This is a genomic window from Pseudidiomarina halophila (genome assembly GCF_003987215.1).
GTDB classification, from domain to species: domain Bacteria; phylum Pseudomonadota; class Gammaproteobacteria; order Enterobacterales; family Alteromonadaceae; genus Pseudidiomarina; species Pseudidiomarina halophila.
The window spans coordinates 429241-455904 of the sequence record NZ_PIPW01000001.1 but is presented as its reverse complement, the minus strand read 5'-3'; the positions used below and the strand labels follow the sequence as shown (position 1 = coordinate 455904).

At 47.1% G+C, this 26664-nt stretch carries 25 protein-coding genes; 11 read left to right on the top strand and 14 right to left on the bottom strand.

Annotation, left to right across the window (positions count from 1 at the left end; translation table 11 throughout):
- Nucleotides 1-198: 198 nt before the first annotated feature.
- Together CWI69_RS02120 and CWI69_RS02115 are read left to right on the top strand one after the other, a co-directional pair.
- Nucleotides 199-2271, top strand: a complete 2073-nt coding sequence (locus CWI69_RS02120) for a hypothetical protein (RefSeq protein ID WP_126761454.1) — start codon at nucleotides 199-201, stop codon at nucleotides 2269-2271.
- 37 nt (nucleotides 2272-2308) lie between these two features.
- Nucleotides 2309-4411, top strand: a complete 2103-nt coding sequence (locus tag CWI69_RS02115) for a S8 family peptidase (protein WP_126761452.1) — start codon at nucleotides 2309-2311, stop codon at nucleotides 4409-4411.
- Between the two features lie 159 nt (nucleotides 4412-4570).
- Here CWI69_RS02115 and CWI69_RS02110 read toward each other — a convergent pair whose 3' ends face one another.
- Nucleotides 4571-4909: a thioredoxin family protein gene (locus CWI69_RS02110; RefSeq protein ID WP_126761450.1), complete on the bottom strand. Its 339-nt coding sequence runs from the start codon at nucleotides 4907-4909 to the stop codon at nucleotides 4571-4573.
- A 206-nt stretch (nucleotides 4910-5115) separates the two neighbouring features.
- Between CWI69_RS02110 and CWI69_RS02105 the strand changes: the two genes are divergently transcribed.
- Complete coding sequence (locus tag CWI69_RS02105) at nucleotides 5116-5448, top strand: DUF1330 domain-containing protein (protein WP_126761448.1); 333 nt, start codon at nucleotides 5116-5118, stop codon at nucleotides 5446-5448.
- Nucleotides 5449-5506: 58 nt separating this feature from the next.
- Nucleotides 5507-6790 (top strand): hypothetical protein, encoded by a 1284-nt coding sequence (locus tag CWI69_RS02100; RefSeq protein WP_126761446.1) that lies wholly within the window; start codon nucleotides 5507-5509, stop codon nucleotides 6788-6790.
- 98 nt (nucleotides 6791-6888) lie between these two features.
- On the opposite strand, the gene CWI69_RS02095 is transcribed toward CWI69_RS02100, so the two are convergent.
- The 6 genes from CWI69_RS02095 to CWI69_RS02070 all read right to left on the bottom strand — a co-directional run bounded on the left by CWI69_RS02095 (nucleotide 6889) and on the right by CWI69_RS02070 (nucleotide 15019).
- Nucleotides 6889-8196, bottom strand: coding sequence for an MFS transporter (locus CWI69_RS02095; RefSeq protein ID WP_126761444.1), 1308 nt, complete (start codon nucleotides 8194-8196; stop codon nucleotides 6889-6891).
- A 150-nt stretch (nucleotides 8197-8346) separates the two neighbouring features.
- Nucleotides 8347-9633 carry a DEAD/DEAH box helicase gene (locus tag CWI69_RS02090; RefSeq protein ID WP_126761442.1) on the bottom strand — a complete coding sequence of 429 codons (1287 nt, stop codon included), beginning with the start codon at nucleotides 9631-9633 and terminating at the stop codon, nucleotides 8347-8349.
- Nucleotides 9634-10265: 632 nt separating this feature from the next.
- Nucleotides 10266-10541 carry a hypothetical protein gene (locus tag CWI69_RS02085; RefSeq protein ID WP_126761440.1) on the bottom strand — a complete coding sequence of 92 codons (276 nt, stop codon included), beginning with the start codon at nucleotides 10539-10541 and terminating at the stop codon, nucleotides 10266-10268.
- Nucleotides 10542-10747: 206 nt separating this feature from the next.
- Nucleotides 10748-13237, bottom strand: a complete 2490-nt coding sequence (locus tag CWI69_RS02080) for a hypothetical protein (protein ID WP_126761438.1) — start codon at nucleotides 13235-13237, stop codon at nucleotides 10748-10750.
- A 2-nt stretch (nucleotides 13238-13239) separates the two neighbouring features.
- Nucleotides 13240-14319: a hypothetical protein gene (locus CWI69_RS02075; protein ID WP_126761436.1), complete on the bottom strand. Its 1080-nt coding sequence runs from the start codon at nucleotides 14317-14319 to the stop codon at nucleotides 13240-13242.
- Between the two features lie 292 nt (nucleotides 14320-14611).
- On the bottom strand, nucleotides 14612-15019 hold the full coding sequence (locus CWI69_RS02070; protein WP_198678866.1) for a hypothetical protein: 408 nt from the start codon (nucleotides 15017-15019) through the stop codon (nucleotides 14612-14614).
- A 109-nt stretch (nucleotides 15020-15128) separates the two neighbouring features.
- Here CWI69_RS02070 and CWI69_RS02065 point away from each other — a divergent pair, with 109 nt between their 5' ends.
- Nucleotides 15129-15935, top strand: coding sequence for an alpha/beta fold hydrolase (locus tag CWI69_RS02065; protein WP_126761434.1), 807 nt, complete (start codon nucleotides 15129-15131; stop codon nucleotides 15933-15935).
- A 224-nt stretch (nucleotides 15936-16159) separates the two neighbouring features.
- The gene (locus CWI69_RS02060) at nucleotides 16160-18097 is read left to right on the top strand and encodes a serine hydrolase (protein WP_126761432.1); all 1938 of its coding nucleotides are present in this window, start codon (nucleotides 16160-16162) and stop codon (nucleotides 18095-18097) included.
- A 188-nt stretch (nucleotides 18098-18285) separates the two neighbouring features.
- On the opposite strand, the gene CWI69_RS02055 is transcribed toward CWI69_RS02060, so the two are convergent.
- Nucleotides 18286-19113, bottom strand: coding sequence for a MipA/OmpV family protein (locus CWI69_RS02055; protein WP_126761430.1), 828 nt, complete (start codon nucleotides 19111-19113; stop codon nucleotides 18286-18288).
- A 165-nt stretch (nucleotides 19114-19278) separates the two neighbouring features.
- Between CWI69_RS02055 and CWI69_RS02050 the strand changes: the two genes are divergently transcribed.
- The 3 genes from CWI69_RS02050 to CWI69_RS02040 all read left to right on the top strand — a co-directional run bounded on the left by CWI69_RS02050 (nucleotide 19279) and on the right by CWI69_RS02040 (nucleotide 21616).
- Entirely contained in the window at nucleotides 19279-19668 is a 390-nt protein-coding gene (locus tag CWI69_RS02050) for a RidA family protein (RefSeq protein ID WP_126761428.1), read from the top strand.
- 152 nt (nucleotides 19669-19820) lie between these two features.
- Nucleotides 19821-21236, top strand: a complete 1416-nt coding sequence (dbpA, locus tag CWI69_RS02045) for an ATP-dependent RNA helicase DbpA (RefSeq protein WP_126761426.1) — start codon at nucleotides 19821-19823, stop codon at nucleotides 21234-21236.
- A 29-nt stretch (nucleotides 21237-21265) separates the two neighbouring features.
- A complete protein-coding gene (locus tag CWI69_RS02040; RefSeq protein WP_126761424.1) occupies nucleotides 21266-21616 on the top strand; it encodes a VOC family protein in 351 nt (116 codons plus the stop codon).
- Here CWI69_RS02040 and CWI69_RS02035 read toward each other — a convergent pair.
- The 3 genes from CWI69_RS02035 to grxD all read right to left on the bottom strand — a co-directional run bounded on the left by CWI69_RS02035 (nucleotide 21613) and on the right by grxD (nucleotide 23219).
- Nucleotides 21613-22125, bottom strand: coding sequence for a GNAT family N-acetyltransferase (locus tag CWI69_RS02035; RefSeq protein ID WP_241971046.1), 513 nt, complete (start codon nucleotides 22123-22125; stop codon nucleotides 21613-21615). The two genes, CWI69_RS02040 and CWI69_RS02035, sit on opposite strands and share 4 nt — an antisense overlap.
- A gap of 113 nt (nucleotides 22126-22238) precedes the next feature.
- Entirely contained in the window at nucleotides 22239-22844 is a 606-nt protein-coding gene (locus CWI69_RS02030; RefSeq protein ID WP_126761420.1) for a peroxiredoxin, read from the bottom strand.
- Between the two features lie 36 nt (nucleotides 22845-22880).
- Entirely contained in the window at nucleotides 22881-23219 is a 339-nt protein-coding gene (grxD, locus tag CWI69_RS02025) for a Grx4 family monothiol glutaredoxin (protein ID WP_126761419.1), read from the bottom strand.
- A 241-nt stretch (nucleotides 23220-23460) separates the two neighbouring features.
- Here grxD and sodB point away from each other — a divergent pair, with 241 nt between their 5' ends.
- Nucleotides 23461-24042: a superoxide dismutase [Fe] gene (gene sodB / locus CWI69_RS02020; RefSeq protein WP_126761417.1), complete on the top strand. Its 582-nt coding sequence runs from the start codon at nucleotides 23461-23463 to the stop codon at nucleotides 24040-24042.
- A 91-nt stretch (nucleotides 24043-24133) separates the two neighbouring features.
- Here the strand turns inward: sodB and fadR are convergent, their stop codons facing one another.
- On the bottom strand, nucleotides 24134-24844 hold the full coding sequence (gene fadR, locus CWI69_RS02015) for a fatty acid metabolism transcriptional regulator FadR (protein ID WP_126761416.1): 711 nt from the start codon (nucleotides 24842-24844) through the stop codon (nucleotides 24134-24136).
- A 190-nt stretch (nucleotides 24845-25034) separates the two neighbouring features.
- Here fadR and dsbB point away from each other — a divergent pair, with 190 nt between their 5' ends.
- Nucleotides 25035-25553: a disulfide bond formation protein DsbB gene (dsbB, locus tag CWI69_RS02010; RefSeq protein WP_126761414.1), complete on the top strand. Its 519-nt coding sequence runs from the start codon at nucleotides 25035-25037 to the stop codon at nucleotides 25551-25553.
- Between the two features lie 10 nt (nucleotides 25554-25563).
- Here dsbB and CWI69_RS02005 read toward each other — a convergent pair whose 3' ends face one another.
- On the bottom strand, nucleotides 25564-26028 hold the full coding sequence (locus CWI69_RS02005; protein ID WP_126761412.1) for a YcgN family cysteine cluster protein: 465 nt from the start codon (nucleotides 26026-26028) through the stop codon (nucleotides 25564-25566).
- On the bottom strand, nucleotides 26021-26659 hold the full coding sequence (locus CWI69_RS02000; protein ID WP_126761410.1) for a fumarylacetoacetate hydrolase family protein: 639 nt from the start codon (nucleotides 26657-26659) through the stop codon (nucleotides 26021-26023). Before CWI69_RS02000 ends, CWI69_RS02005 begins: the two co-directional genes overlap by 8 nt.
- Between the last annotated feature and the right edge of the window lie 5 nt (nucleotides 26660-26664).

The following is a 26664-nucleotide window of genomic DNA, read 5'->3' as shown; positions in this document are numbered from 1 at the left end:
TAGTGCTCAATCAAATCTAGCTCTGAGTATTACTTAGAAAGCTTAGGGTATCTTGCTGCAAGCAACAACACGAAATCGGAATCCTCCTGAACGCTAAGCACACTGACTTGATGAATTCATGTTGATTATTTTTTGACATTACTGTATTGCTATGTAACAAATAGTTAGGGATTACTTATAAATGGAGTTTACCTACATATGACAGCACTACGTCCCCTCATTGTTTTTTCGACGCTTTTCCTATTATCAGCTTGTGGCGGTGGCGGTGATTCGTCTCCAAGCGGCGGTGGTGGTGGTGGTGGTGGTGCCACTACGACTTTTTACGAGGTATCAGCGAGCGTTGATGGTTCAGGCGGCAGCGTCAGCCCAACCAGCCAGAAAGTTAAGGAAAACGAAAAAGCCTCGGTCACCCTTACTCAGGAAGAGCATTTCGAAATAGGCGAAGTAACCAGTTCTTGTGGCGGCGCTCTGGATGCTAACGTTTTTACCACTAATGCAGTGACTGCTAACTGCACCATCACTGCAAGCTTCGACGAAATCCCGCGGACACCCTCAATAACTTATAACGAACAAGACGTCAGTGGTGGTGAAATTAACATCAGCCTCCCTCTGCAGGGTTCAACCTCGCTAGCCTGGAGTATTGCCGCCAATAACTCTGACGAAACGGTTAAGGTAACAGCGTCCACAACCGAAGGTCTCGACTACACCTTAGATGGGACCAGCGGAATAACACTTGATGTCAATGATAACGCCGTGCTCGGCCAGTTTGAAACCATGACGCTAACCGTCACCAATGCTGTCGATTTGTCTACGACTTTTACTGTTAACGTTGATGTTACCTCCGACACCAGTGCCTATGTGACGGCATTTTGTTTGGTCGGTTACTGCAACGGCGAGCAACCAGCAACGTTTAATCCTCGTGGCAATGAATCATTAGAAGTAACAGCTCATTATCAGGCAAGTATAGGTGCTACCGCTAATTTCTCTTATGAAATTAATCAAGATTTTGGTGATGTTGAATCAGTAGTGGTAACAGTATTCAATTTGGATACTAATAAGAATACTGATGAAGATCCCAAGACGCTTGTTGGTGAAGCTGTTGTTAAGCATGATTCTTATGCGCAGGAAATAACAGTGTTAACCGATCATTTAACTCATGATCGTGATGTTGTGCTTGAATTTACTGTAACCAACGCAGATGGTGATTCGCAATCAAAATATTATGATGTCTATTTTGCTTATTCAAACCTAATGTCGGGTTCTGTTCTTGAACCATTTACGACAGTTAACATTGCAGAATTGGATAAAGAATACACTTATGCTGATTTGCGACCATTGGATGATTATGCGTTTACACAAGATTATCGTGAAATTGAGGTTGTTGATGTGTTATACCGCCCGACTTTTGGGGATTCAGCGAATGATATTGACTTCACTTGGTCATATGATGCTAATGAACTGACTTTTAAATTAAGTGATCCAGAAGGTTTGATTGACACGAATCAGGATTGGATTTCTCCATTCTATCTGGGTATTGTGTATTACTTGTTGGATGAAAGCGGTAATCGTTTAAATGATAGTGTTACTGTTTCTTATGCACCATTTTTGCTAAGCGTTAATGAATATTCAACTTTTGTTCAAAACCGTAAAGAGGCAGAAGATCTATTAGTTGAGTATATTAAATTGGCTGCTTCTGAATTAGAGCTTGATATGGTTTTAAACTTTTGGATGGAAACCTTTGAAGCAAATGGTTATGCGCAGATGAATGAACCATACCTGATCACCCGTAATCTTGAACAGTATAATAAAACTATGGTTACTCTGGTGGGTCGTTTATACCGCATGGTTTATGCTGAAAATACAGTGGATTACAGTGTCGGTCTTAATTTTGCCTCTGTTGTAAATATTGATTTTTGGAATGATATGATTCTTCAATATAAGGGCGAAATGTCAGTAAAATTGTTTGATGTTGATAGTAAATCTCGTAAAGAATCGGTTAATAATGCGGCTGAATATAAAGTTCGTATGATTAATGATTATGTTACAGAGTACAACCGTATAAACGGTACAAACTATGGTTTGCTAAATGCTGACCTATACAGTGGTATATACCCTAATACTGTATCCTCGGCTGAAACATACAGTTTGCTTGTGGGTAATAGCAATTACGGCAGCTACGCCAATGACATCTGGCTGTTTGACGGCGCATATTCTTATCTTGTTGGTGTTCATGCAAGTAGCCAGGACTTGTTCTTTGAGCTTATTCGATAGTCACGAAGACTTTTAGATACCGATTAGGGAATTAATCATGAAATCACTTATTTCAAAGCTATTAACTCATTCTGCTGTGTTACTTCTTATGTCTTCGTCAGCTTTAGCGATAGAATCTAACTCACAATCGTATATTGAATCCTTTGCACAAGAAACGACCAACAACCAGTTTTACGCGGAAAATAGCAACAAAACTTTGTATCGTTTTATGGTGTCCTTTAAAGATGAAAATTTATCCATGTCGCTTGTTAATAATGAAGAGCTTCGACGAAAAAACAGCGGTTCTGGAGTTAGTTTCTCATATAAAGGACAAGTTCATACTCGCGATATCAATGACTTCAAAACCGATCAGTCTTTCAAAAGTGAAATTAAACGACTATTCGGATACGAAGTACAATTTCATAGTTTTTTTAATGATATCCATATTATTACGGTAGCTACAACAGATAGAGCTCCATTAAATAAAGTCGCTGACAATTTATTTAGCACGGGTTATTTTAACTATGTTGAAGAAGATCAGTATATTACTTTGCAATCAAAGGGTGATGAAGGTGATGTGGGTGGTATGTCTGTATTAAACCCAAGCAGCTTTAACGATCCTGTTTATCCAGAGCAAATCCACTTTGCTAAGCAATCATCAGGTTATTATGGTGCCGCTTCAATTGAAGCGGCAATTGATTTAATGTCACGCCACGGTGTATTTAACACAAATGATAAAGTAAATGTTCATGTAATTGATTCAGGTTTTATTGAGCATGAAGATGTGCAATACGCTGAGTATATGGATATTAAGTACACTTATGATTATGATGAAGGTGATGACGGTGTTATTTGGTTAAATGGTTCACAAGATCCAAGTCGTCCAGATTATGCGATTTATGAATCATGCAGCAACCGTTCTAATAATGGTTATGGTTACTTACAAAATGAACCAACTGCTGAACAGGCTGCTGAATACGATTGGATTCGTTACGAAACAGATGGTACAGCGATTAAATCATCACACGGTTTGAATGCTGCATCAATTATCGGTGCGACTTCAAATAACAACATTGGTATCGCAGGTATTATCCCACAAGATAATGTAAACCTTGTTTCTGCTCTTGCTGTTGATGATTGTGGTGGTTATTCAAGCTTTAACCTTATGGCGATGTACTGGTCTATTGGTGAGTTAGAGTTGCCAGCATTTTATAGTGCAGGTTTTAATGAAACACTGACACCGAAAACCCAATATCCAGCCGATGTTATTAATATGTCTTTTGGTAGTGAAGGTTGGTACTGTTCTGTTGATCAGTCGGGTTCTACTGGTGCATTGGCTGAATTTGCGAAAATGGCTTCTGATCGTGGCGTTGTATTGATTGTCTCTGCTGGTAACAGTCGTTATCATATGTCAGATGGTTCAGTCGCTGGTTGTCCTTATTTTGTAAGTGTGGGTGCAGTAACCGAATGGGGTAATCCTACAAACTTTACAAACTACGGTACTGGTATTGATTTAATGGCGCTTGGTTCTTCTGTCCGTGCTGCAACTGCTACTAAAACACTTGAAGCGCTTGAAACTGATTATTCAGGAGTAAGTGGTACATCATTTTCAGGTCCTATCGTAGCGGGTCTTGCGGGTCTTATTAAACTTTACGACAAAACCCTAACGGGTGAAGAAGTGCGTAATATAATGAAATCAGGTGCAAGGGATCTGACAGTAGGTGCAAATGGTGGTGATACATCTTGCGCGGTTATTGGTTGTGGCGCAGGTGCGGTTAACTTTGAAAACACTATGCGTATTTTGCTTGGAGGCGAAATTTTAACTCAACCGAAAGCGTCACATTACCTGGCCAACAACTTAAGTCGCGAAGACTCCTCATTTTTGTCTAAAGCGCAAGAGTTTAATAAGAATATGTGCACCACTTATCGTATGGATGGCTATTTGTTAAATGATCGATTCGCAGACATTCGATATCGTTTTTACGGCAGTAATGACGGCGAAAAATACGAGCTTATTAATAGCTACAACAAAGGTTCATTCTTGTTCGACAATACTTATGCATACTATCGATTAAGAGGCTGTAATACAGCAGAAGGCGTTTGCAGTGATATCCGTGACGTTGAGATAGATGATTCATTTACTCCGGGAATATGCATTTAGAATCCAAATGAAATGGCGGGCACCAGGACTCTGCGCCCGTCATTTTTTATGCCTAGGTTTAGCCTTCAAACGTAATATTCTTCAGCAACCATGAAGATTTGGTTCTCACCACCAACTCCAACGCCAAGACGGCATATTGAAGTCTCCCGTGGGCAGCTTTTAACTGCTTTTCGACATTAACTCACGAACCTCGGCAGCGCGCAGTGGCCGCACCAGACGGTCCACTTCCTTGCCGTCGCGCAGCAGTATCAGTGTCGGCCAGAGCTTTACCCTGAAGCCACGGCCAAGTCGTTTGCCCTTTCCGTCATATATTTTAATATGACGCAGTCTCGGATGTTCAGCTACTACTTCTGTTATTGCAGAGTTTGCGGCCTGACAGTGTCCACACCAGGGCGCACCAAACTCAAGTAAGACGTCGCCGGACAACTCGCCAACCTGGTCAAACGTAAGCGTTTCTTCCGCGTAATCAGAGTTAGAGCGACTATCATTAGTTTCCATGCTATTTACTCCTCACTATCCTCATTCTAAGCAAAGCGCTGGATGCGCGGCAATCAAGGTATCCATCAGTTCAAGACATAGCTCAACATACCGCGACACTTCGGATAGATCGAGCAGTATCCGCTCCGTGCCACGACTTATTTGTGTTAATGCGGTTAACGCATAAATTGGTTATCATCGAACAAAACGAACAAGGAGCTCTGCCCATGCCTGTTTACGCGCTCAATCTTTTTGATATTGCCAACAAAGACGAATACCTCGCCTACGCACGCCGGTCTGCAAAAGAAGTTGAAGCCCACGGCGGCAAAGTTATCTCGCTCGGCAAGTTCAAAGAAGCTGCGCAAGGCGACATCACCCCACGCACCGTGCTTATCCTGGTCGAATGGGAATCAAAAGAAGCGTTCGAAAGTTACTGCGACGATCCGGCACTGGCCGATCTGCATCCGCACCGCGAGAATGGCACCAAGAACTACATCTGGCACCTGTTTGATAAGCTGGATGACTTGCGGCCGATATTAAAAGAGAATCAGCTCAGATAAGACAGGGAAATTTAACGCGCCCGTTCACTTACCGGAAGATTAACTTAGAGTCAGATGAATGCCTGAAACCAACTTTCATTCATTAAGTGCAGCCGATTGGTCTCTCAACGTCATTGTGACGTTGTTAGCCGTTGCTGTTGTAATTATTCTTTTCCTGCCCAAGATTCGTGACTCTGAACTTTGGCGTGCCACAGCTATCCCGCTTGCTTCAATTATCGGCAGTGGCTTTCTCATTGTCGCTCCATTACTGGCTTTTACCGTGGGGGCCTGGGCCATAGTAGCGGTTATCGCGATACTCGCACTGGCTTTTCTGGTGGGCAAAGCGGTGCGTTACAATATTAAATTCTCGGAACCTCTGACAGAAACAGATCAGCAAACAACCTACAAAGCCCTGACGTGGGCAGGTGAGCTGGCCAAACTCGTTCTGGCTTTCGCCTATATTATCGCCATTACTTTTTACCTTGAGCTGCTTGGCGCTTTTTCCTTGCGGTTAGTGGGCTATGAAAACCCAGTGGCTCAGAAAACTATCGCTACCCTACTGCTTATATTTATCGGACTTTTCGGTTGGTTACGCGGCCTGAGACTCCTTGAAGCCCTTGAGGAATCCTCAGTTAACGTTAAATTGGCAATTATTAGCGCTTTCATCCTTGGGCTCGCCTTTTTCAACGCGGAACAGGCGCTTAGTGGCGACTGGCAAGTGCCACAACTTGATCCTGACTTTAACCTCGAGACGGTGCGCATCCTGCTTGGCTCATTTCTGATTGTTCAGGGGTTTGAAACATCGCGTTATTTACGAGGCGACTACCCGGCCCATCTTCGCATTAAGACCATGCGATATGGACAGCTGATTGCGGCAGCGATCTATGTCTGTTTTATTGCGTTAGCGACTACGCTGTTCGATGAATTTGAAACCATCAGTGAAACCGGGGTCATCGACTTATCTGCAGAAATCGCCTTTGTTCTTCCGTGGCTTTTGATTATCGCCGCAGTCATGAGCCAGTTCTCGGCAGCAGTTGCCGACATGATTGGCTCCGGAGGCCTGGTCGAAGAGGCATCCGACAAGAGTATCTCAAAGCATACCGCATACCTCACAGTGGCGATCTTAGCCATTGGTCTGCTGTGGTCCACCGATATATTCTCCATTATCGCCTACGCGTCCCGCGCTTTTGCCCTTTACTATGCGCTGCAATGCTTGATCGCCGCAGTTCATGCGATCAGTTCTATCGGAAATGAGCGCCATATCGCCCGCGGGATAGGTTTTGGTCTACTTGTCGTTGCGATGTTGGCCATTGCGTTTTTTGCTATACCTGTGACGAGTGCCGGACATTCAATAGGACATTAGAGCTTAATTCTCCGATCGCCATCCAATTCACTCTCATTTGAGATGATAGTTATCCCCGCACGGCTATAATTTCAGCCGTTTTTTTGCCCTCGGATAATCTAGGTCTCATCGCCCTTATCCGTTTGTTGAGTATTGGTAATCTCCAGAGGCTCGCCTTCTTCATCCTGAAGCTGATAATCAAAGGCAGCCTGAAGGCCGGTCTCATCTTCAGGTATACCAGCGTCCTCTTCACTATGGCCCGGATAAAATGGCGATATCAGTGCGATAAGAATTCCCACCGCTGCAAAGATGGAGAAGCTTTCTGCATAACCCAGCTCACCGACGAGCACGCCGACAAGCGGCGTCCCTGCTGCCTGGCCTAAGGCAACCGCCAAAAAGGGCAACACAGGTCCTATCGACAAACGTCCCGGCAATAAGCGGATACCTGTCATTAAGTAAAGTCCGGTTAAACTCATATAAGCCAGACCAAAGATAACAGCTGAAAAAACCGCAAGATAGATTTGACCTGGACTAGCGGCCAACAAAGTTAAACTGGTTGTCAACATCATCAGCATGAGTGCGTGGGTGATGGCAGGGTTATTCCTGTCTGCCAAGTCACTGACAATAGCTCCTCCTAAGCCTGCAATACCTAATGCCAACCATAACCAACCCGTCTGCCTGGATGATAATGAGCCTAAATTGGTGGCTAAATCCGGCGCAAAGGTCCAGTAAGCTGAAGCAATAAAGCCCATGGCGAAGGCAAACAAGGCTAGCTTTAACAGATTCCACCACTGTCTAACGGTAATTTTGGGTGGCGGCGCTGCATTTGCGGGAGTGACCCTGGAAACCGAGGGAATTAAATACCAAGCAAGAAGAACACCAATAATGGCTATTAGCGTGAATGATAAATACGCGTAGCGCCATGCACCGACTAAAAATAGTACAGCCGGCACAGAGAGCGCGACACCAATGCTAGTACCCGCATTCATAACTGAGCTGACGCGCCCATGGATAGAACGATCTACCAACGCCTGCATAGCCGAGGTTAACGCTGGCATCATTAATCCGGCAGATATACCACAAGCGAAAACTCCTATGCCGAGACTGATAGGGCCAGTTGCCAGACTAATGAGAGCCAGACCGAGAACACTAAACGAAGCCGATAAAACGGTGGTGTTTCGCGCGCCAAAATATTTGGTGACTAAGGGGGCAACTAAACTGACAATCACGAAACTGATCAAGGGAAGAGCGGCGATAACACCGATGGTACTAGCGCTCATGCCAAGTTCATCGCGTATTTGCGGTATGAACAAACCAAACGCAAAGCGTGCTAAACCAAAGCTTATGGCAATTAAGATAGCGCCGATAAGCGCAAAGCGCATGCCTGAGATTTGCTGCTGAGAGATGGCAGTGTTCGTTGAGTTCATAGTGACGCGCTCTTATAACGAAAGGCTTGCACTAGTTATAGTTTGCGAGTCACAACACTGCAATGTAACAAATAGTAAGGTTACGGGGTCATAGGTGAGATCTACCGCCGACGTAGCTAACTCAGAGCTCGTCGGCGGCAGTACAACGAGTTAATCACCCTTACGATGATTACTTCTGCGGCTGGCATCACGGCCTTTATTGCCACTGCCGCCTGGACGCTTGTTGCCACCACTACCTTGCGGTTTACGCGGCGCGCGCGGTGCACGTTGACCTTGCTTTGGCGGTGGCGTTTTGCCCGTCAGGGCAACGTCGGCAAAGCCTTCCAGTGTATGGCGTTCAATCGGCTGACCGATCAGCTTTTCAATGGCTTTCAGAGTTCTGAATTCTTCGTCCATCACCAATGAAATCGCGTGACCGACCTGCCCTGCGCGGCCGGTACGGCCAATGCGGTGCACATAGTCTTCAGGAACCTGCGGCAGATCGTAATTGATCACGTACGGCAGTTTCTCGATGTCGAGTCCACGCGCGGCAATGTCGGTCGCGACCAACACATTCACCTTGCCGGATTTAAACTCAGACAAAGCTTTGGTTCGCGCGCCCTGGCTCTTGTTGCCGTGAATCGCGGCGGCGAGAAATCCATCTGCTTCGAGCTGTTTAACCAAGCGATTGGCGCCGTGTTTGGTGCGTGAAAACACCAGTACCTGCGGTAAGTTAAGGTTACGCAACAATTGCATGAGCATGCGCGGTTTTTCGCTCTTCGCAGCCGCGTACATGATCTGATCGATGCGCTCTGCGGTCGAGTTCGGCGGTGCTACTGAGATCTCAACCGGATTGTTGACCAGCGTTTTAGCGAGGGTGCGAATTTCGCTGGAGAAGGTCGCTGAGAACATCAACGTCTGGCGCTTGGCTGGCAACAATTTAATAATTTTCTTAATGTCGTGGATGAAGCCCATGTCGAGCATGCGATCGGCTTCATCAAGCACTAACACGTCTAATTTCGGGAAACGCACGGCATTCTGCTGGTACAGGTCCATCAAACGACCTGGTGTGGCGACGAGGATGTCCACGCCTTTGCGCAGCTTCATCATCTGCGGATTGATTTTCACACCGCCGAAGACGACCGCGTAGTTTAACGAGAGGCCAGCACCGTAGGTTGCAACACTCTCACCCACCTGCGCCGCGAGTTCGCGCGTCGGCGTAAGGATCAATACCCGCGCCGTGTTGGGTTTTGCGCGCTCGCCATCTTTGAGCCGTTCTAAAATCGGTAAGGTAAATCCCGCGGTTTTGCCCGTGCCTGTTTGTGCTGCCGCCATCACGTCATTGCCCGCAAGTACAGCTGGAATCGCCTGTGCTTGAATGGGGGTGGGTTCGGTATAACCTTGGCGTGTAAGGGCGGTAAGAATTTCAGGGCAAAGTCCGAGTTCAGAAAAAGTCATGTATAAATATGCTACTCAATTGTGATAAGAGCGCCCATTCTAACGCAGATCCGCGTGCGCCGCAGTTTATTTCCGTTTTTGGGGTGCTTGGGCGGGAGAAAGTTGACATTTTCCCTGAAATAACACCATATTTTCAATCAGATTTCAGTTTTGCGACAGGCCCCCATTTTTAGAACCACTCGCAGAATAAATCAGCTGTTCATGAGAGAGGGCTGCCCTCCCTCATGCAAGTTTGGAAAGGCGGGATTTCTGCCATGTATTAGGCCAGAGGTCTCAAATTAACATGGTTCGTTTGTCAGTGGTTACTGGTTAACCAAAAACCGAGCCCAAGGAAGGTTACTAAGAGTCTTTGATCAAGCTAAGAATACTACCCAAGGAAATTGGTAGTGCTATGAGCAAAAGCAATAGCTGAGCGAAGGGCACAATAGTCGCTACAAAGTAAATAACCGTTATGCCGAAGAATCCATCTTCTTTTCTTCGGGCAAGAAAGATAGGTATATATAAAACGCAAAGAATGTAAACAATCTGCATGAACCAGTCATAAAAAAACTTGTTGGCAACGACCTCCAAATTATGGTTTAGCATGTCGAACATTTTTTATTCCTTCTTGAAACTCCAACCCTAGGGAATGATCAACCTTCCAGTTCTAGTACACGCAGAAGAAACTCTTTTTCTTCATCTGAAAGTGAACTTGCCGCCTTATCAAGGTTCTCCTTATAAATTTTTAAGGTTTCCTGATCAGAGGAAATCATGCTATCGAGCTGGTGCTCATACTTAACCAGCATTTCATTTAGCTTTTGGGCATTTTCTAGATTGGCATTGTGTGCGGTCACCATTAAGTAGACAGCAATACCGAAAGAGAAAAGCATTGACAGCTCAATCTTGATATTAAAAAACCGATTCTCCATGACATGCTTCCTTTAACTTTATGAGTGATTTAGGGTTAGTGCGATTTTGGTTTTGATGCGTTGAACTGACTCGAGAGCCTTTGAGTATTCTTTATTAAAAGCCGCTTGCTGGTGATATGACACGAACAACAAACCACCAAAAAGGACAGCCACCAAAAGAAAATTATTGATCATTAGCTGAGCTATTTTTTGCGTGAACTTCTTCATTAAAAGACTCCCCCACAACGATATTTCTCAGTGGTCGAAATGTCGGCCCCGGAGAACATCTCTACAAATGTTGAAATAGTAAACTCCGGCAAACGAAGACATTCATACTGATCTTCACGATTCAATTGAATGAAGATAATGTTTCGATACCCCTGAGCAATACTGCTATTAATGTTCGCCGTTAAGTCAGATCGCGACCGCAAGAAATCAGCAGTCTTTTGCTCTAACTTATTTAACAGTGAGATGCGGCCCACGTCGTTCGATGCAAGCTTCAACCAATAGTCCGGATCACGCGCATTCAACATATGGCTCACGAACAGATCGTCATAATTCGGGTCCAAAATAAAACGTGATTCAAAAATATAACCGAGCTTGTCATTGCCAAAGACATTAGGAATACTCACTGAATCAACAGCCATGCCGTCCATCTTAACGCCCATGAACATCCCGACATTTAAGTCACGCTTGAGTATCGATAAGTTAATATCGTAGGGCTCTGGAACTTCTGAAAGGTTAATCAGCTCAGGCGCAAAACGAAGGCTTTCATACATCGCATCATCGTAATCTCTTACACGCTCATAGATCGCTTTAACTGGGTCCTTCTCTTCATAGTCACCGAACCCTGGAATCTTTAAAACGTCCCGCTGATGATAAATTGTGCTCTCTAAATCTAAGAAAACCCCAAAGCCATAACTCACAAACGACTCATATACGCTTGGACTTTGCTTTTTACCTACAAAGTCAGCCATCATTCGCGTATAGGAATTTGAAGACAGCACCGAAATTGCGACCGGAATAATCAAACCAAGTGCAACAAAGGCCCATAGGATCTTATTCGCTGCATACGCCCACTCGTCACGCAAATAACGACTCGCCTTCAGGACAAGAAGAAAGATGGCTAAAAAACTAAGCATGATCGAAATAGGTGGGATCACAGCAAACTTAACGGCTTCAATACCTATTTGGTGGAATGAACCGCCAGGTGAAAAAGCTGCATCGGCAACCGTTGAGCTAATCAGCTGCACAAACGAGAGGTTTTTTTCTTTTTGCCGATTATTCCAGAGCTCATAATACTCACTGTTAGACAAATAGGGCTCGTAGGCATCAATATAAAACGAGTCCAGTTCGTCGCGTGCATAAGCCTTAATTTGCGGCAGCTTAAAAAACTCAACTCGGTTCAGTGAGCGGTTACTAACATCAAATTCCGAACGCTCATAGTAGCGTTTCCAAACCGACTCTCCCTTGCCCGCATAATATTTCTCGACATCACTCCGCGTGATATCCATACGGGTGGGCTTCCAATTAACCGAGAGCGGCATCTCTAACTTTCGTACTTGGGTTATAACAAAGCTAATCACCTTGTCATTATTAATGAAGCTCTCATAAGTTACGTCTTCCTCTACACCCCACAATTTGTTCAAAAATGCTCGGCGAGCGTTTTGAATATAGGCCTTAAAATGGTTCTCTCGGCCGAACAAATACAGCAAATAAAAATGAGGTTCATCGGGCTCAAAATAGAGTTGAATCTTGGAACCATCTTCCCACGTGAGGCTCGTGATAAAGTTAGACCAGTTGACACGAATTCGCTCCTTACAATCCGCATTACAGCTCACCCGTTCATAGTCTTTTGCTTGATCACGATAATCATCGTAAATTTGTTCAGTTATCGTATCAGCAAGATCTGAAGCCTTTTCGTATTCACTAACATACGAATCCCAACTCGTATTCAATAATTGCACTGCTTGGTCGTGCCATTCTCGCGTCTTAGCCTCTAAATTATCGTAATTTTGAACCGTTCCCATAACCTCGCGCGCATCACGTTGCGCCGAGCTATACAATTCCATTTCTTGCTCATACAACGAACTCAAGCTATTTAACTTTGGCACTGCATCACGAGTAAAAGCAGCATTTTGATAGTTTCTAATATAAACATTGGTTAGCTCATCTAACTGGCGACCAATGTAACCATTAAATCTTTCTGAAAAATACGCCAACGATGGAATTAGTGATACAACCAACTTCTTTTCGCTTTGCGTTTCGTTAGATACGGATAATCGCTCGAGATCGTCAATCGCGACCATATCGGCCAAATAAGCCTCTTTGAAAATAACCGCACGAACCGCATTCATCTTTTGTTCTGGTGATGAATTCTCAACAACAGAATCCACCACCACTCGAATCGAGGGAATTAGCACTGCCCACAACGCAAGAAACATGAGCAATCGAATACTTCTGCGCACAAACGCACTTCGGTATTTACGCTCAAATGACAGCTCCGGAATTAATGTAACCAGCGCCAAAGCTAAACCAAACCCAGTAATCATCCGCCCAAGGAACTCGACAAAGTGAGCCTCTTCAGCCTTTGCTCCAAGCACCGATGTAACTGGGTTTGAGTAGAGATCAATCAGCTTAAGATTCAAGTTGATTTCTAGCAGTATATAAACAGCGAAAAACAAAAAGATGAGTGGAATTCGGTAGTTGAACCTCATAGCTAGTTATTCCCTGTGCGAATGATGACAGTTTCATCATTTGTTTCCACTTCATCGTTATGTCGCACTTGGCAATAACGATAGTCTGGGTCGGTAGGGCTTAACGTTTCGCAATTTGTTTTAACTTTTCCGACTGCAAGCTGATCTGCTAATTGCACCACCTGTCCATCGAAACGAAGATATTTTCCAGAAGCGATTAAGTTCCGTTGATCATTTAATCGATTGAAGTTCGCATTTTTCGGCAAACCTAATATCACTGAAGTCAGGGGAACATTACCTTCAACGGCTTGTGTCAGTGGCTGTTCCGGTGCATAAACAAAATTAGTTAACTGCTGGCACACACCAAGTAAATTACCCGTTACACTTATACTGTCGGCAGATAAATTGTAATCATTCCGCTCAACCATAGTAGTAAAGGTTTGGTAGAGCACATCGCTAATACTTTCCTCGTTTCTTGCGAAAACGCGCCCGTCATCCCAGATGGCTTTTACATTGTTTATATCCACATAAACATTGCGAGCACGCGGCAAAACTTCGATCGCCGTGACCAAAGTTACCACGTCCGTTACAAACTGAGCTCTTAAACTCGCACCTACCGACGCCAAACGTTTAGTGTTCCTAACCTGCTGCAAGTCGAATCGGAGGAACGCTCGTTTTGGCAGTGCTGATTTAATTTTTTCGATAGTTACCGTCGTAAGCGGAAGGCTAGAACCGTCACGCGACTCAATAAACAATTCATCCCGGCGTTCGACAATAGTGAGATGGATACCATCGTATAGCGGGATAAAATTCTCTTTCATATAATCCGAGGTAAACGACTCTGGCTCCCAGTATGTATAAATAGGGCAGCTGTGCTTACTCGCAGGTAAAACCTCACCGCGAACATCTTGAATTAACCCACGACGCATAAGCGCTTCTTGCACGTGAATATCAAGCGACCGATCAGCGTAAGGTGGGAAAAGGTCGTGTTTAATTTTACCTTGGTGATGTTTACTCGATTTGGGAGTGCTAGCGCAGCCAGAGAGTAATGACGTTAATACAACCAAGATAAATAACAGCGGGAAAAGTATCCTTGCTTTCACGACACATCCTTTTGAAAGAAATTTTATTATTTTTGTTATTTCATTGAAACAATGTAACAAAGTCTTTTTGTTCGAGCAAGTCGGCGAATAGTGTAGTTGCCCCCGCTAAAACGGACAGTGCTAACTTGCCAGTTTGAGAGGGTTGTACTCTCGTGGTGACATCATTTTTAATCCGCTATGCGCATGGTAACCTCAAACCAATCAGCTGACAGTCGGTGCAGCCTCCAAAGCGAACAATTCGGAACAACACTCAGTTACGTAAACTGTTCAGTAAAATCACCCTTTACCAGACTCACTTCCACCAACCTCTAAGCCTAGCCGCCACATACGGCGAAAAAGTTGTTATCAGAAGAACCACAAGCCAGATATTGCCGTCTTTAAATGAGTAGGCCTCAAGCAATTCAGGCCACGACTTGCCTTGCCAAAGGCCGAATGAAAATTCAAAAACAAGCGTCAGAACGAGCCAGCTTATCCCAACCAAAAACAGCTGAGCGTTGCTTTTAAGCTGCAGCCAGGGAAGCGACAAATACGCGACGACAAGGATCAAGCCTGAGAGTATCAGTCCACTTAGTACGAGTGCGGCCGGAGTGCCAAAAGTGGGTAGAAGTACAGACTCGCGCAGTAATCCGTTGGCAATAGCCAGGACAAGGATCCCCGCCCAAACCATAAGAACTTTTAAAGCGACTCGCATAGTCATCATTTGCTCCTGACTCCGAACAGACATTACAGAGTAGCTCTGATATTATTTTGTACCGGCATCTTCTGCAATAACCTCCCCTAATGAGCGGTTAGATTTTTAAGGAAAAATAATGAAGTTTGGTTGGTTGTTTCTTGCTTTGGTATTTCCTGTGGTTGCTTTTGCTAATCCCGATTTTGTGAAAGTTAAGGGGTATGATCTCGAATATGAGATTGCAGGGAATGGCAGTGAAGTCATTCTCTTGGAGGCCGGCGGCAGCGCAGGCATGTCTGAATGGGAACCCGTTTTTGAAAAAATATCAGAGCACGCAAAAGTTATTCGCTATTCTCGAGTCGGTAATGGTAACTCTACTGCAATCAAGCAGCACTTTACTTCGCGAGACTATGCTGACCAAGCTAGCGCTTTGCTAACTGAATTAGGTATTCGACAACCTGTCATAGTTGTCGCTCACTCTTATGGGGGAAGTATTGCAAGAGACTTTGCGGCAGCTTACCCCGAACAGATCAAAGCGCTGATGATGTTAGATCCTTCGTCCGAGCATGATGTTGATATTTTACGCGCCATAGACCTGGAAAAAGGCAATGAAGAAATTGCTCAAATCAAACTCGCAGATATGAAACACGGAATGTCTAATCAATATTTGGACTTTTGGAGTAAGCGCCCATTACCGGATTATCCTCAAATTAAAGATATGCCTGTAACGGTCATTACTTCAGTAAAGAAAATGGAAAACCCACCTAACTTATTCTTTACCGATCGAGGAAGGAAAATGTGGGGAGAACTATGGCAAAAATGGGCAAATGCGTTTCCCCAAGGTAAATCTGTTTTAACTGAAAAAAGCGGCCATTTTGTACAATTTGACGAGCCTGATTTAGTCATGAGCGAGCTTTTAGCATTGATGCTGAAGCTCGATAAGTAGCAGCACTACTGCGATTTAATATAGTTAAGCGCCTGGTCTAGGTTGCCGATAGGTTGATCCGGCACTACTCCCGCTGCCGCAGTATCACCGTTAGGTCGAACGATTAAAGCTTTGGGATACCCGACCCGAATACCGCCCGTGACATCCTCTAACACCTGTTTACAAATTCAACTTGCCTCTGCAACCGCTTGCGGGTGTAATAAATAAAAAAAAGAGAAAAAATCATGATTATTAATAGCATACGCATGGGGCTAGTGGCCTCTGCACTCCTTTTGAGCGGCTGTAATGAAGCTGGTTATCCAGAGCATTTACAGGTGCAACGTATTGACCAAAGCGATTTTCAGGCGCTCTTGATTGCGCCAAAAACGAGCGAAGAAGCGATCCCAACAGTGATCGTGCTAGGCGGCTCAGATGGCGGATTAGGTGGTGCCAAAGCGACCGCACAAGCTCTTGCTGAAGAAGGTATTGCAGCGCTTGCCGTCGGCTATTTTGGCCTGCCAAATTTGCCGGAAACGCTTAACAGTATTCCACTTGAGTATTTTGATGCGGCGCTTAACTATATTGATACCTCAACACAACTGAGTCGCAATCAGTGCCAGCAAGTGCCTGTTATAGGCAGCTCACGAGGTGCAGAACTTGCTTTAGTACTCGGTGCTAACTTCAGCGACTATGGCCCGGTGATGGCAATTTCGCCCAGTTCCCATGTTTGGGGTGCGATGGGTGATACTAAGGCGTCAGCCTGGACCCTCAATGGCGAGCCGCTGACCTTTGTGCCGCGTCACTCAAAACCTGATTATTCGGCGCAACGTTTTGTTGGCCGAGGCTACTTTCAGCAGGATTTACAACATGCAGATGCCGCCGCAGCGCGCATTGCTGTCGATTCTATTCAGGCAGAAGTGTTGTTGTTTGCCGGTGCAGATGACCAGCTCTGGCCTGCCGACGAAATGGCACAGGCCATCCAGACGCAGCTTGCTACAGCAGGACTGGCATCGCGGGTGACAACAACCATTTATCCGGCCGCGGGCCATGTCATCGCGCCCGGGTTGCCGAGTAACCTTACCGAGGCCACACTTGGCAACTCGCAGACGATTGTCCTGGGCGGCGGCCCAGAAGCGAATGCTGCGGCGCAGCAGGACATTCTGCGCCGAGCAGTCGCCGCGATTAAAAACCCGGTCTGTTTTGACAGCAAGTCATCCTTTAATAACGACAAGCTAGGCGAGTTAGAGCAGTTTCTGCAAACCACGGGCACCTCGTCCATGGTACTCATGCGCGCCGGAGAAGTAGTGTTTGAGTTTGGCGACATTCATGACAAGCACACCATCCACTCCATTCGCAAGGCCATGCTGAATTCGCTTTACGGCATTTACGTTGAGCGTGGTGTTATCGACCTTGACGCGACTTTGGCTGAATTGGGCATTGATGATTCGACACCGCTTACCGCGACCGAGAAAACAGCTACGTTAGCTCAACTGCTGAAATCTCGCTCCGGTATCTATTTACCCTCTGCCGCAACATCAAAGGGTATGCTTGCAGCAATGCCGCCACGCGGTGAATTCAAGCCTGGTGAGCAGTACATTTACAACAACTGGGACTTCAACGTCGCCGGCGCGATTTTTGAAAAGTTGACGGGCGAATCAATCTACACCGCCTTCCACCGGGAAATTGCTAAGCCGCTAGGTATGCAAGATTTTAAGGGACGCTACACGACCATTGATGATGACACTGATATCAGTCAGCTTGAGGTGGATGGTTTTTATCAATATGAACCTGAGAAATCAAAATTCCCAGCTTTCCATTTTCGTATGTCTGCTTATGATATGGCCCTTTACGGGCAGCTCTATGAAAACTTCGGTGTGTGGAATGGCCAGCGTATTTTGTCACGTCAGTGGATTGAGCAAAGCACCACGTCCTACTCCTTAACCAATCGCTACATGGACTTCGGATATGGCATGCTCTGGAACGTCATCAACCCCAACGATAAGCGCCCCCACCGCGCGTTCTTCCATACTGGTGTTGGCATCCACATGCTCGGTGTTTACCCAAGCTCTGACTTGGTTTTCGTTCATCGCGTGCACACCGAAACCGATTACGAATTCGACCAGCAAAACCTGTACAGCATCATCGGCCAGATGTTCGGCGCCCTTGAAATGCCCGAATCTTGATGTTCCGGCGAACCAGCGTTTTGCCACCGGCTCCTGGCCGGACAGCAACCTGCTGACGCGGTTGCAGAGTTCGATGGGTCCTGAATGCCGATGAGTTTATAGGCCTTAAAGCAGCACCGAGGGCCTGACCATGCGCGGATGGCTACATGATAGATTCGCCAGTCTCGGTGCCAGGTGGCTAAGGCATCCTAGAACACGTAAATGAAGCCGATGCCGACTTCGGCTTCATAGTCGTTGCGAGCTACGGGGCTGTCCGTAATGTCGCTACTGTAGCGCTCATAGAGCACTTCGCCGAAAATCTGCCAATTATCGTTGATGTAATTGCGATAATTGTAGTGGGCGCCAATCGAGCGAAAGCCTCCGCTCAGATAGGTTTCATCCAGCCCCGATGCAGCTGCCTGCATTGAGTTTACGCCAAACTGTTCGTTGGCAAGATCGCTATCGTGGAACACTGCAACGACAGAAAATTCAGAACCGGATCCGTCGGTCCGCTCGCCGAAGCGACGACCCACGCCAAAAATACCAAGGCTGCCGTTTTCACCGGCGACAACCCGGCCATCCAGCCAATAACGCCAATCAGCATCGAACGCACGACGCGCCTGAAGCACGAGCTCAACGCCCTCATCTGTCGTGCCGAGTCCGTCCAAATGACCCTCATCGGAATCACTTTCTTCGCGCCCCTCATCGAAGCCCAGGGTCGCTTCTAACAGCCACTTGTCATCGCGAAGACCACGCCAACCCAGCGCTTCACCGGCAAAGTAGAAAATATTATCACCGCTGCGCCATTGCACCGCCCCGGCAGGCTGAGCTTCGAAGCCGAATTCATCCGACCCTTCGTAGGCAGATTCATATTCAACACCCAGGCCCAGCCCAAAGCTCCAGCCGTCCTCTCCCCTCGAGAAATCATCGAGCGACGGTAAAGGCACCAGAGCTGCTTTATCTTCCTGTGCTAATGCTGTTTGAAAGCAAAGCGCAGGTATGAACAATGCCAACGCCAAACCTGTAACCTTTTTCATTTAGATTCCTCCACCACATGCGTTCTATAAAGACTTCTTTGAGTATAGTACTTAAAGCGTTTGTGAGCAGATCACACACCACCTAACATTGCCAGCATCGCTTTCCTCAACTAACTTAAAAGCTTCTTAAGTCGCTTATGCGAACAGTTCTGAGGAGCAAGGCAGATGGGCGTTCAACGGGATTACTTTCAGTTACGGCCGGAAGTCGAAAAGGCTTATGGCTACACGCATGCCGTTAAAATCGGTGATGAAATCAAGATTTCAGGCGCGGTAAGTATGGATGATCAGGGCGTGCCGACGGCCGCTGGCGACATTGAGCAACAGATGAAGAACGTCTATGCCGACCTGAAGAAGGTTCTCGCGCATTATGGCTGCACCTTCGACGACGTCATCGTTGAGAATGTCTTTACCACTGATATGGCAGCGTTTCTGGCGGTGTCAGAGTATCGCGGTGAGCTGTATACCAAGCACTTTCCTACTGGTTCCTGGCTGGAAGTGAAAGGTCTGGCGTTGCCCGAATTCATGCTCGAGATTGAGCTCGAGGCGCGGATCTGAACGCCACCTGAATAAGGTGACAAAAAACATCGATAAGATCGCGCGGCGTGCAGAGTCTGTTATACTAGCGCGCTAATTTTAAGCGCCTTATGCGTAAGTGCTTTAGGCACCATGCGCCTCGCCACGCGATCTCCGAATAAGTGAACAAAACAATGTCAGAATCAAGCCCAGCAAACACGCCAGAAACAACTCCAACCGTGCGTCACTTTAACGAACTTAAGCTGTCCGATGCGCTATTGAGCAGCCTGAACGACGCTGGGTTCGAGCAAATGACCGACGTACAGGCGTTCAGTTTGCCGAAAATTCTGCGTGGTGAAGATGTCGTGGTGCAGGCGGAAACCGGCTCTGGTAAAACCGTCGCCTTTGCCTTGGGCCTATTGTCGAAGCTGGATACCAACTCCTTTGCTCCCCAGGCGCTGGTACTATGCCCCACCCGTGAGCTCGCTGAGCAGGTCGCTGAAGCGATTCGTGGCTTAGCCAAGTCACTAGCAAACGTTAAGGTATTAACGCTTTGTGGCGGCGCCCCTTCACGGGTACAGGCGGCATCCCTTGAACATGGTGCCCATGTTCTGGTCGGGACACCAGGCCGCGTATTGGACCATTTACAAGCTGAGCGCTTAAACCTGGCGCAGTTACAAACCTTGGTTCTCGATGAAGCCGATCGCATGCTGGAAATGGGCTTTCAGGACGAGTTAGCCGGTATTATCGCGAAGACCCCTGGCGTGCGCCAGACCTTGCTCTTTAGCGCGACCTACCCGCAAGGTATCCGCCAACTGACGAAACAGGTGTGTACCGATGCTGAAATCATCAAAGTAGCAGCAAGCAAAACGCAAACCTCAATTCAGCAAAGCTTCTATCAGTTAGGAGATGCCTCACCTGCGCAGGCGGTACGAGCGTTACTACTGGAGTTGCAACCGGGCAATTGCATGGTGTTCTGCACCACCAAAGTTGAAACCCAAAGCATTGCTGATGCACTCAAAAGCAAAGGATTCAGCACCCTTGCGCTACACGGTGATTTGGAACAAAAAGATCGCGATCAGACCATGGTGCAATTTGCCAATGGCAGCGGACGCGTCTTAGTCGCCACCGACCTCGCCGCACGCGGTTTGGATATTGCCGAACTCGATTTGGTTATCAATGTCGGCATGGCGCACGATTTAGCGACCCACACCCACCGCATCGGCCGTACCGGGCGCGCGGGTGCCGAAGGCCTTGCAGTCACGCTCATTGGCGCGAAAGATGATTACAAGATGCGCATGCTCGAAGACACGCTCTCGGCTCCCATCAAGTTGCTCGAGTTACCCGCCCTGAACTCCGCCGCACGCCCCTTACAGGCCGAGTACACAACAGTGCAAATCAACGGCGGCAAGAAACACAAATTGCGTCCAGGTGATATTGTCGGCGCACTTACGCGCGACAAAAAACTGAGTGTCGAGGATATTGGTAAGATTAAGGTGCAAGCACAATGGGCTTATGTGGCGGTAAAAACCTCGAAGCTAAATCATGCGCTCGCATTAATTAATAACGACAAAATCAAAGCGAAACGCTTTCGGGCATGGGCGTTGTAACACGCCGATTCACGCAAGGACTACAGACGATGGCTAATGTATTAATTAATTATGTAGAGCTGCCAGCAACCAACATAGAAGCGACGAAAAAGTTTTTCACCGACGCCTTTGGTTGGAGCTTCGTGGACTACGGTCCCGATTACGTCGCCATTCAGGGAGCGGGATTAGATGGCGGCTTTTATCGTTCAGAGCTCACGGCAACCACTGCACAAGGGAGCGCTTTGGTGGTGCTTTACAGCAGTGCCTTAGAGCAAGCTCAACAGGACGTTGAGAAAGCTGGTGGCACCATCGTTAAGCCTATCTTTGACTTTCCCGGTGGCCGTCGCTTTCATTTCACCTGCCCCAGCGGCAACGAGTACGCCGTGTGGTCTGAGTCTTAAGCCTGCCATTCAGGACGCAACAGACTCAGGGTATACCAGCCCTGATAATGGCCGTCTTTTTTGATGGTGTCGCGCGCTAAGCCTTCAACCCTGAAGCCAAAGGCGTCCTGGTAGAACTTCAGCGCGCGCGGATTAGATTCAAAGACATTTAAGTCGATGCGGTGAAAGTTCAGTTCTTCGAAACCTTTCTTGAGTATCGCGGCAAACATCGCTCGACCATACCCCGCCGAACGCGTTGTTGGATCGACCATCGCTACGCCGATATGGCCAAAGTCATTTTGCCGATCGATGCGGGTGAAGTGCACCATGCCCACCGCCCGGCCATCCACGCAGTACTTAAAACACAGTCGTACATTCGGGTCGCCCGCAGTTTCCACGAAAAAAGCCTCAAAAACTTCGCGCTTAAGCGGGTAACCAAAAGCATTTCCGCACACCTTAAAATGGTCCTCCGGATCAGCCAGCCAACCCGCCACCATCTCAAAGTCCTCTTTCTCCAGCGCTACTAACATCACACAATTCTCCCGCCCCAACCAACAAAAAAGGCCGCCCAAAGGCGACCTTCTCTAACGGTTGTAGTTTTATCGAATAACCAATAACCAACAACCAATAACGCTTTAGCTTTTTAAAGCTTACCGGCGTTCTTAGACAGGTAGTCAGCTACGCCTTTAGCGTCAGCTTTCATACCTTCATCACCTTCTTTCCAGCCAGCTGGGCATACATCGCCGTGTTTCTGGTGGAAGTTCAGTGCGTCAACCAGACGGATCATTTCGTCAATGTTACGGCCTAATGGCAGGTCGTTAACGATCTGGTGACGTACAGTACCGTCTTCGTCGATCAGGAATGATGCACGGAAAGCAACGCCAGCTTCTGGGTGCTCAACGTCATATGCTTTACAGATAGTGTGCTTAACGTCAGCTACCAGTGGGTATTTAACTTCACCGATACCACCATTTTCTTCACTGGTGTTGCGCCATGCGTTGTGGGTGAACTGTGAATCGATAGAAACACCGATGACTTCAACGCCACGCTTTTTGAACTCTTCTAAACGGTGATCAAATGCGATCAACTCAGAAGGACATACGAACGTGAAGTCCAGCGGATAGAAGAATACGACAGCTTTCTTGCCTTTGATTTCTTTGTGCAAGTTAAAGTCTTCAACAATTTCACCTGTTCCTAATACTGCTGCTGCAGTGAAATTAGGAGCTTTACGGCCTACTAATACACCCATTTCTTTTCTCCGTAATGTTGTTGTACTAAATGAAACTTAATCTTCTGAAGGCGCAGGATGACGTGCTGCAACTTCATTAATTAATTCTTGTAATTCGCCTTTCTGGAACATCTCCAGAATGATATCACAACCGCCGATCAGTTCACCTTCAACCCACAACTGCGGGAAGGTTGGCCAATCTGCGTAATTTGGTAATTCAGCACGAATTTCAGGATTCTGTAGGATATCAACGTAAGCAAACGGCTGACCACAGCCCATCAGTGCCTGTGAGGCTTGTGATGAGAAACCACAGCTAGGTAATTTTGGTGAACCCTTCATATAAAGCAGTATCGGGTTTTCACTGATTTGCTGCTTAATTTTTTCTACAGTTTCCATGCATTCGTCCTTACTTCTTTCAGCGAGTTGATGAAGGCAAGTTTACCACATCAAGCAGTATGATTGCAGTACAGCGCGTCGGCAAATGGACCAACTACTGACAATTTAAAAATAACCTACTACCCTTGAAATAAACTTATCTGCCTCAATCTAGGTATATTGAGACTTAAAGATTCGTTTTCAACGGCAAAATGAAAACGAACCCGATAAATTCACAACACCAAGAATGGAGAGTCTACATATGGCGTTCGAACTACCAGCATTACCTTATGAGAAAAATGCTCTTGAACCGCATATTTCTGCGGAAACACTAGAATACCATTACGGCAAGCACCACGCTGCTTACGTAAGCAAGTTGAACGATGCTGTGAAAGGCACCGACATGGAAAATAAGTCACTCGAAGACATCATCAAGTCTTCATCTGGTGGCGTGTTTAACAACGCAGCGCAAGTGTGGAACCACACGTTCTACTGGCACTGCTTAAGCCCAAATGGTGGCGGTGAGCCTACTGGCGAACTTGCCGATGCAATTAACTCTGCATTTGGCTCTTTTGATAAATTCAAAGAAGAGTTCAATGCTAAAGCTGCCGGCAACTTCGGTTCAGGCTGGACCTGGTTAGTGAAAAAAGCTGACGGTTCAGTTGCTATTGTCAACACTGACGATGCCAAAACACCTGTAACTGACGATGCAGTAACACCACTTATGACCGTTGATGTATGGGAACATGCCTACTACATCGATTACCGCAATGCGCGTCCAAACTACTTGAACGCCTTCTGGAAATTGGTCAACTGGGACTTCGTTGCGAAAAACTTCGGTTAACCGCTAGCAGCTCAGCTTAAGAGTAAGTCTAACGAAAAAGCCCCGCAAAAATTGCGGGGCTTTTTATTTTTCATCGTTTGAACTAAGCGTACTATTCAACCAAATCGGCGGGGAGATCGCCGCGTAATTTATCCCAAATCCGCCCGGACGCGTAACCGTAATCGCGCACCAACAATGCAGCCTGTTCGCGTTTTTCTTCGGTCGCGACAGCTTTTAGATCAGCGTAGTATTTGCGTGCCAGCTTACGCGCTTCATCATTGGAAAAATAGAAATTACCAATGCGCGAGTACAAGCCTTTAAAACCGTTCAGCACCAACACATAAATCGGATTACCCGAGGCCATGGCTAAATCGTGGTTCAGGCGGTAATCGTACTCGCTGAATGCATCCGCCGTATCGTCTAACTCTTCCGCCTCAGCTAACAATTCAGCAACACGTTCAGGCGCGTTGCGCACTGCTGCGCGAATGTAGATGGCGCTGATATTGGTGCGGGCGGAAAGCAGCTGATCGACGAGTTCTGGCATGCCGTCTTCATCGAGCCGTGCCAGAGTTTCAAGAATATTTAATCCTGAGGTCTGCCAGAAATTGTTCACCCGCGTTGGCTTACCATGCTGAATGGTCAGCCAGCCGTCGCGCGCAAGGCGTTGCAAAACTTCACGCAAAGTCGTTCGCGTGACGCCGATCAGTTCCGACAGCTCACGTTCTGCAGGCAAAATTGTACCTGGAGCAAAGTGTCCATTCCAAATGGACTTCACTATATATTCTTCCGCGAACCCTGCTGGACTCTGTGCCTTGATGATCATGAAGTGACCTATTTAATGTGAATCAAAACCGGTAGAGGCTCGATTATTATTAATGTTATGACCGATGATTTTATCAGGCTTTCCAATGGTCGGACAAGTTTTGTCGTACTTGCTTTACAGAAATCTATCGACAACCCTTACGCGCTTCGCTATCTTTTCCGCAAAACCAATTATAAGAGACCTGAATAACATGCGCTTTTTCGCTCAACTTCCTGAACGCCGTGGTGCCTGGGCACTGCTTGCAGCGACCGCTTTTGGTCTGTTCGCTACTGCACTCTACATGCAATACCAGATGGGTCTCGAGCCTTGCGTAAAATGCATCTATCAGCGCGTTGCTGTGCTTAGTATCGGTTTCGCGGCGCTGGTGCCACTGCTGGCTCCTAAGTTTGCCCTGGCGCGCCTGGTCGGCTTCGCTGGCTGGCTCACTGCTGCAATTTGGGGCTTTATCATAGCCAACAACCATGTTGCGGCCCAGCAAGCGAAAAACTCGTTTTTCGCAGTCTGCGATACCTTCCCGAACTTCCCTGACTGGATGCCGTTGCATCAGTGGTTACCGGATCTTTTCAGTGCTACCGGCCTATGCGGTGATATTAACTGGTCATTTCTCGACATGAGCATGCCTGAGTGGATGCGTATCATCTTTGCCAGCTATGCCATTGTCGGTGTTGTGGTGCTGCTGCTACGTTTAATTGCTGCGCGTAAGTTTTAACTGCCGTCTTTTAACGGCCAGGCTCTAGCGGCCAAGTGACGATACGTAATTCGAGGTCCTCAGCCAGGGCCTCGTTTTCGTTTACCACCCGCCCTGCCGCACTCATACCGGCGGCTACCATTGCCGCAGTAGAGCCGTTGTGACGCAGCGGATGCCAGCTTGCCAGATCGCGCCCTTCTGCCAGGCGCCGGTAGGCACAAGACGTTGGCATATAATCCAGCTCGTAGACGTTCTCCGGCGTGATGACCACACAATCAGGTACATGCTTGGTGCGCTCGGCATAATTACTACAGCGCGCAGTCCCGGTGTCTAACAGCGCACAGGCAACATCAGTGTAGTGCACAGTTTCGTCGTGATCATCGCTATCAATAAGCTTATGCAGGCAGCATTTACCGCAGCCGTCACACAGGGATTCCCATTCCGCATGAGTCATTTCGGCAAAGCTTTTGCGCTGCCAGAAAGGTGCCTCAGTCATTGGCCTGCACCTGACCCTGCCACTGGTAGCTCTGCCCGGCAATGTGCAAATGCAGATCCAGCTGCTGCCCGACGGTTAGAGGACCAACACCCGCCGGCGTACCGGTTAATACGATATCTCCCGGCTCCAGCGTGAAAACATGGCTGATATGTGCCACCAGCTCAGCAATCGGCAGCAACATCTGTTGCGCATCGCCCTGTTGGCGCAATTGCGCATCGCAGTAAAGTTCAAATGTCGCGCTTTGTAACGCAGCGCTGTCAGTTATCGGCAACCAGGGCGCAAGCACACAGGCACCATCAAAGGCTTTGGCGCGTTCCCAGGGCTGCCCCTGCTGCTTCAGCTTATCCTGCACGTCTCGCAAGGTTAAATCTAACGCCAGGGTGACCTGACACAGCGCCTCTAGCGCCCGCTGTGGTGTAACTCGTCGCAGTCGTTCGCCTACCTGCACCGCTAGCTCAAGCTCGTGGTGACAGGCACCCTGTTGCGTCGGAATGGCCACATTTGGCAGCGATGCCAGGCTACTGGGGGGTTTAATAAATAACAGCGGCTCGGCCGGAATGGGGTTATTCAATTCGGCTGCATGGGCCGCATAATTGCGACCCACGCAGACGATTTTTGAGGGTTTCATCATAAGAC

Coding starts and splice junctions, on each gene's coding strand:
- dsbB (WP_126761414.1), top strand. CDS start 25,035: ATGCGCTTTTTCGCTCAACTTCCTGAACGCCGTGGTGCCTGGGCACTG.
- CWI69_RS02040 (WP_126761424.1), top strand. CDS start 21,266: ATGGCTAATGTATTAATTAATTATGTAGAGCTGCCAGCAACCAACATA.
- CWI69_RS02035 (WP_241971046.1), bottom strand. CDS start 22,125: ATGTTAGTAGCGCTGGAGAAAGAGGACTTTGAGATGGTGGCGGGTTGG.
- CWI69_RS02090 (WP_126761442.1), bottom strand. CDS start 9,633: ATGACTTTTTCTGAACTCGGACTTTGCCCTGAAATTCTTACCGCCCTT.
- CWI69_RS02120 (WP_126761454.1), top strand. CDS start 199: ATGACAGCACTACGTCCCCTCATTGTTTTTTCGACGCTTTTCCTATTA.
- CWI69_RS02060 (WP_126761432.1), top strand. CDS start 16,160: ATGATTATTAATAGCATACGCATGGGGCTAGTGGCCTCTGCACTCCTT.
- dbpA (WP_126761426.1), top strand. CDS start 19,821: ATGTCAGAATCAAGCCCAGCAAACACGCCAGAAACAACTCCAACCGTG.
- CWI69_RS02100 (WP_126761446.1), top strand. CDS start 5,507: ATGCCTGAAACCAACTTTCATTCATTAAGTGCAGCCGATTGGTCTCTC.
- CWI69_RS02080 (WP_126761438.1), bottom strand. CDS start 13,237: ATGAGGTTCAACTACCGAATTCCACTCATCTTTTTGTTTTTCGCTGTT.
- CWI69_RS02095 (WP_126761444.1), bottom strand. CDS start 8,196: ATGAACTCAACGAACACTGCCATCTCTCAGCAGCAAATCTCAGGCATG.
- fadR (WP_126761416.1), bottom strand. CDS start 24,844: ATGATCATCAAGGCACAGAGTCCAGCAGGGTTCGCGGAAGAATATATA.
- CWI69_RS02070 (WP_198678866.1), bottom strand. CDS start 15,019: ATGATGACTATGCGAGTCGCTTTAAAAGTTCTTATGGTTTGGGCGGGG.
- CWI69_RS02110 (WP_126761450.1), bottom strand. CDS start 4,909: ATGGAAACTAATGATAGTCGCTCTAACTCTGATTACGCGGAAGAAACG.
- CWI69_RS02000 (WP_126761410.1), bottom strand. CDS start 26,659: ATGATGAAACCCTCAAAAATCGTCTGCGTGGGTCGCAATTATGCGGCC.
- CWI69_RS02050 (WP_126761428.1), top strand. CDS start 19,279: ATGGGCGTTCAACGGGATTACTTTCAGTTACGGCCGGAAGTCGAAAAG.
- CWI69_RS02005 (WP_126761412.1), bottom strand. CDS start 26,028: ATGACTGAGGCACCTTTCTGGCAGCGCAAAAGCTTTGCCGAAATGACT.
- CWI69_RS02105 (WP_126761448.1), top strand. CDS start 5,116: ATGCCTGTTTACGCGCTCAATCTTTTTGATATTGCCAACAAAGACGAA.
- CWI69_RS02065 (WP_126761434.1), top strand. CDS start 15,129: ATGAAGTTTGGTTGGTTGTTTCTTGCTTTGGTATTTCCTGTGGTTGCT.
- CWI69_RS02055 (WP_126761430.1), bottom strand. CDS start 19,113: ATGAAAAAGGTTACAGGTTTGGCGTTGGCATTGTTCATACCTGCGCTT.
- CWI69_RS02030 (WP_126761420.1), bottom strand. CDS start 22,844: ATGGGTGTATTAGTAGGCCGTAAAGCTCCTAATTTCACTGCAGCAGCA.
- grxD (WP_126761419.1), bottom strand. CDS start 23,219: ATGGAAACTGTAGAAAAAATTAAGCAGCAAATCAGTGAAAACCCGATA.
- sodB (WP_126761417.1), top strand. CDS start 23,461: ATGGCGTTCGAACTACCAGCATTACCTTATGAGAAAAATGCTCTTGAA.
- CWI69_RS02115 (WP_126761452.1), top strand. CDS start 2,309: ATGAAATCACTTATTTCAAAGCTATTAACTCATTCTGCTGTGTTACTT.
- CWI69_RS02085 (WP_126761440.1), bottom strand. CDS start 10,541: ATGGAGAATCGGTTTTTTAATATCAAGATTGAGCTGTCAATGCTTTTC.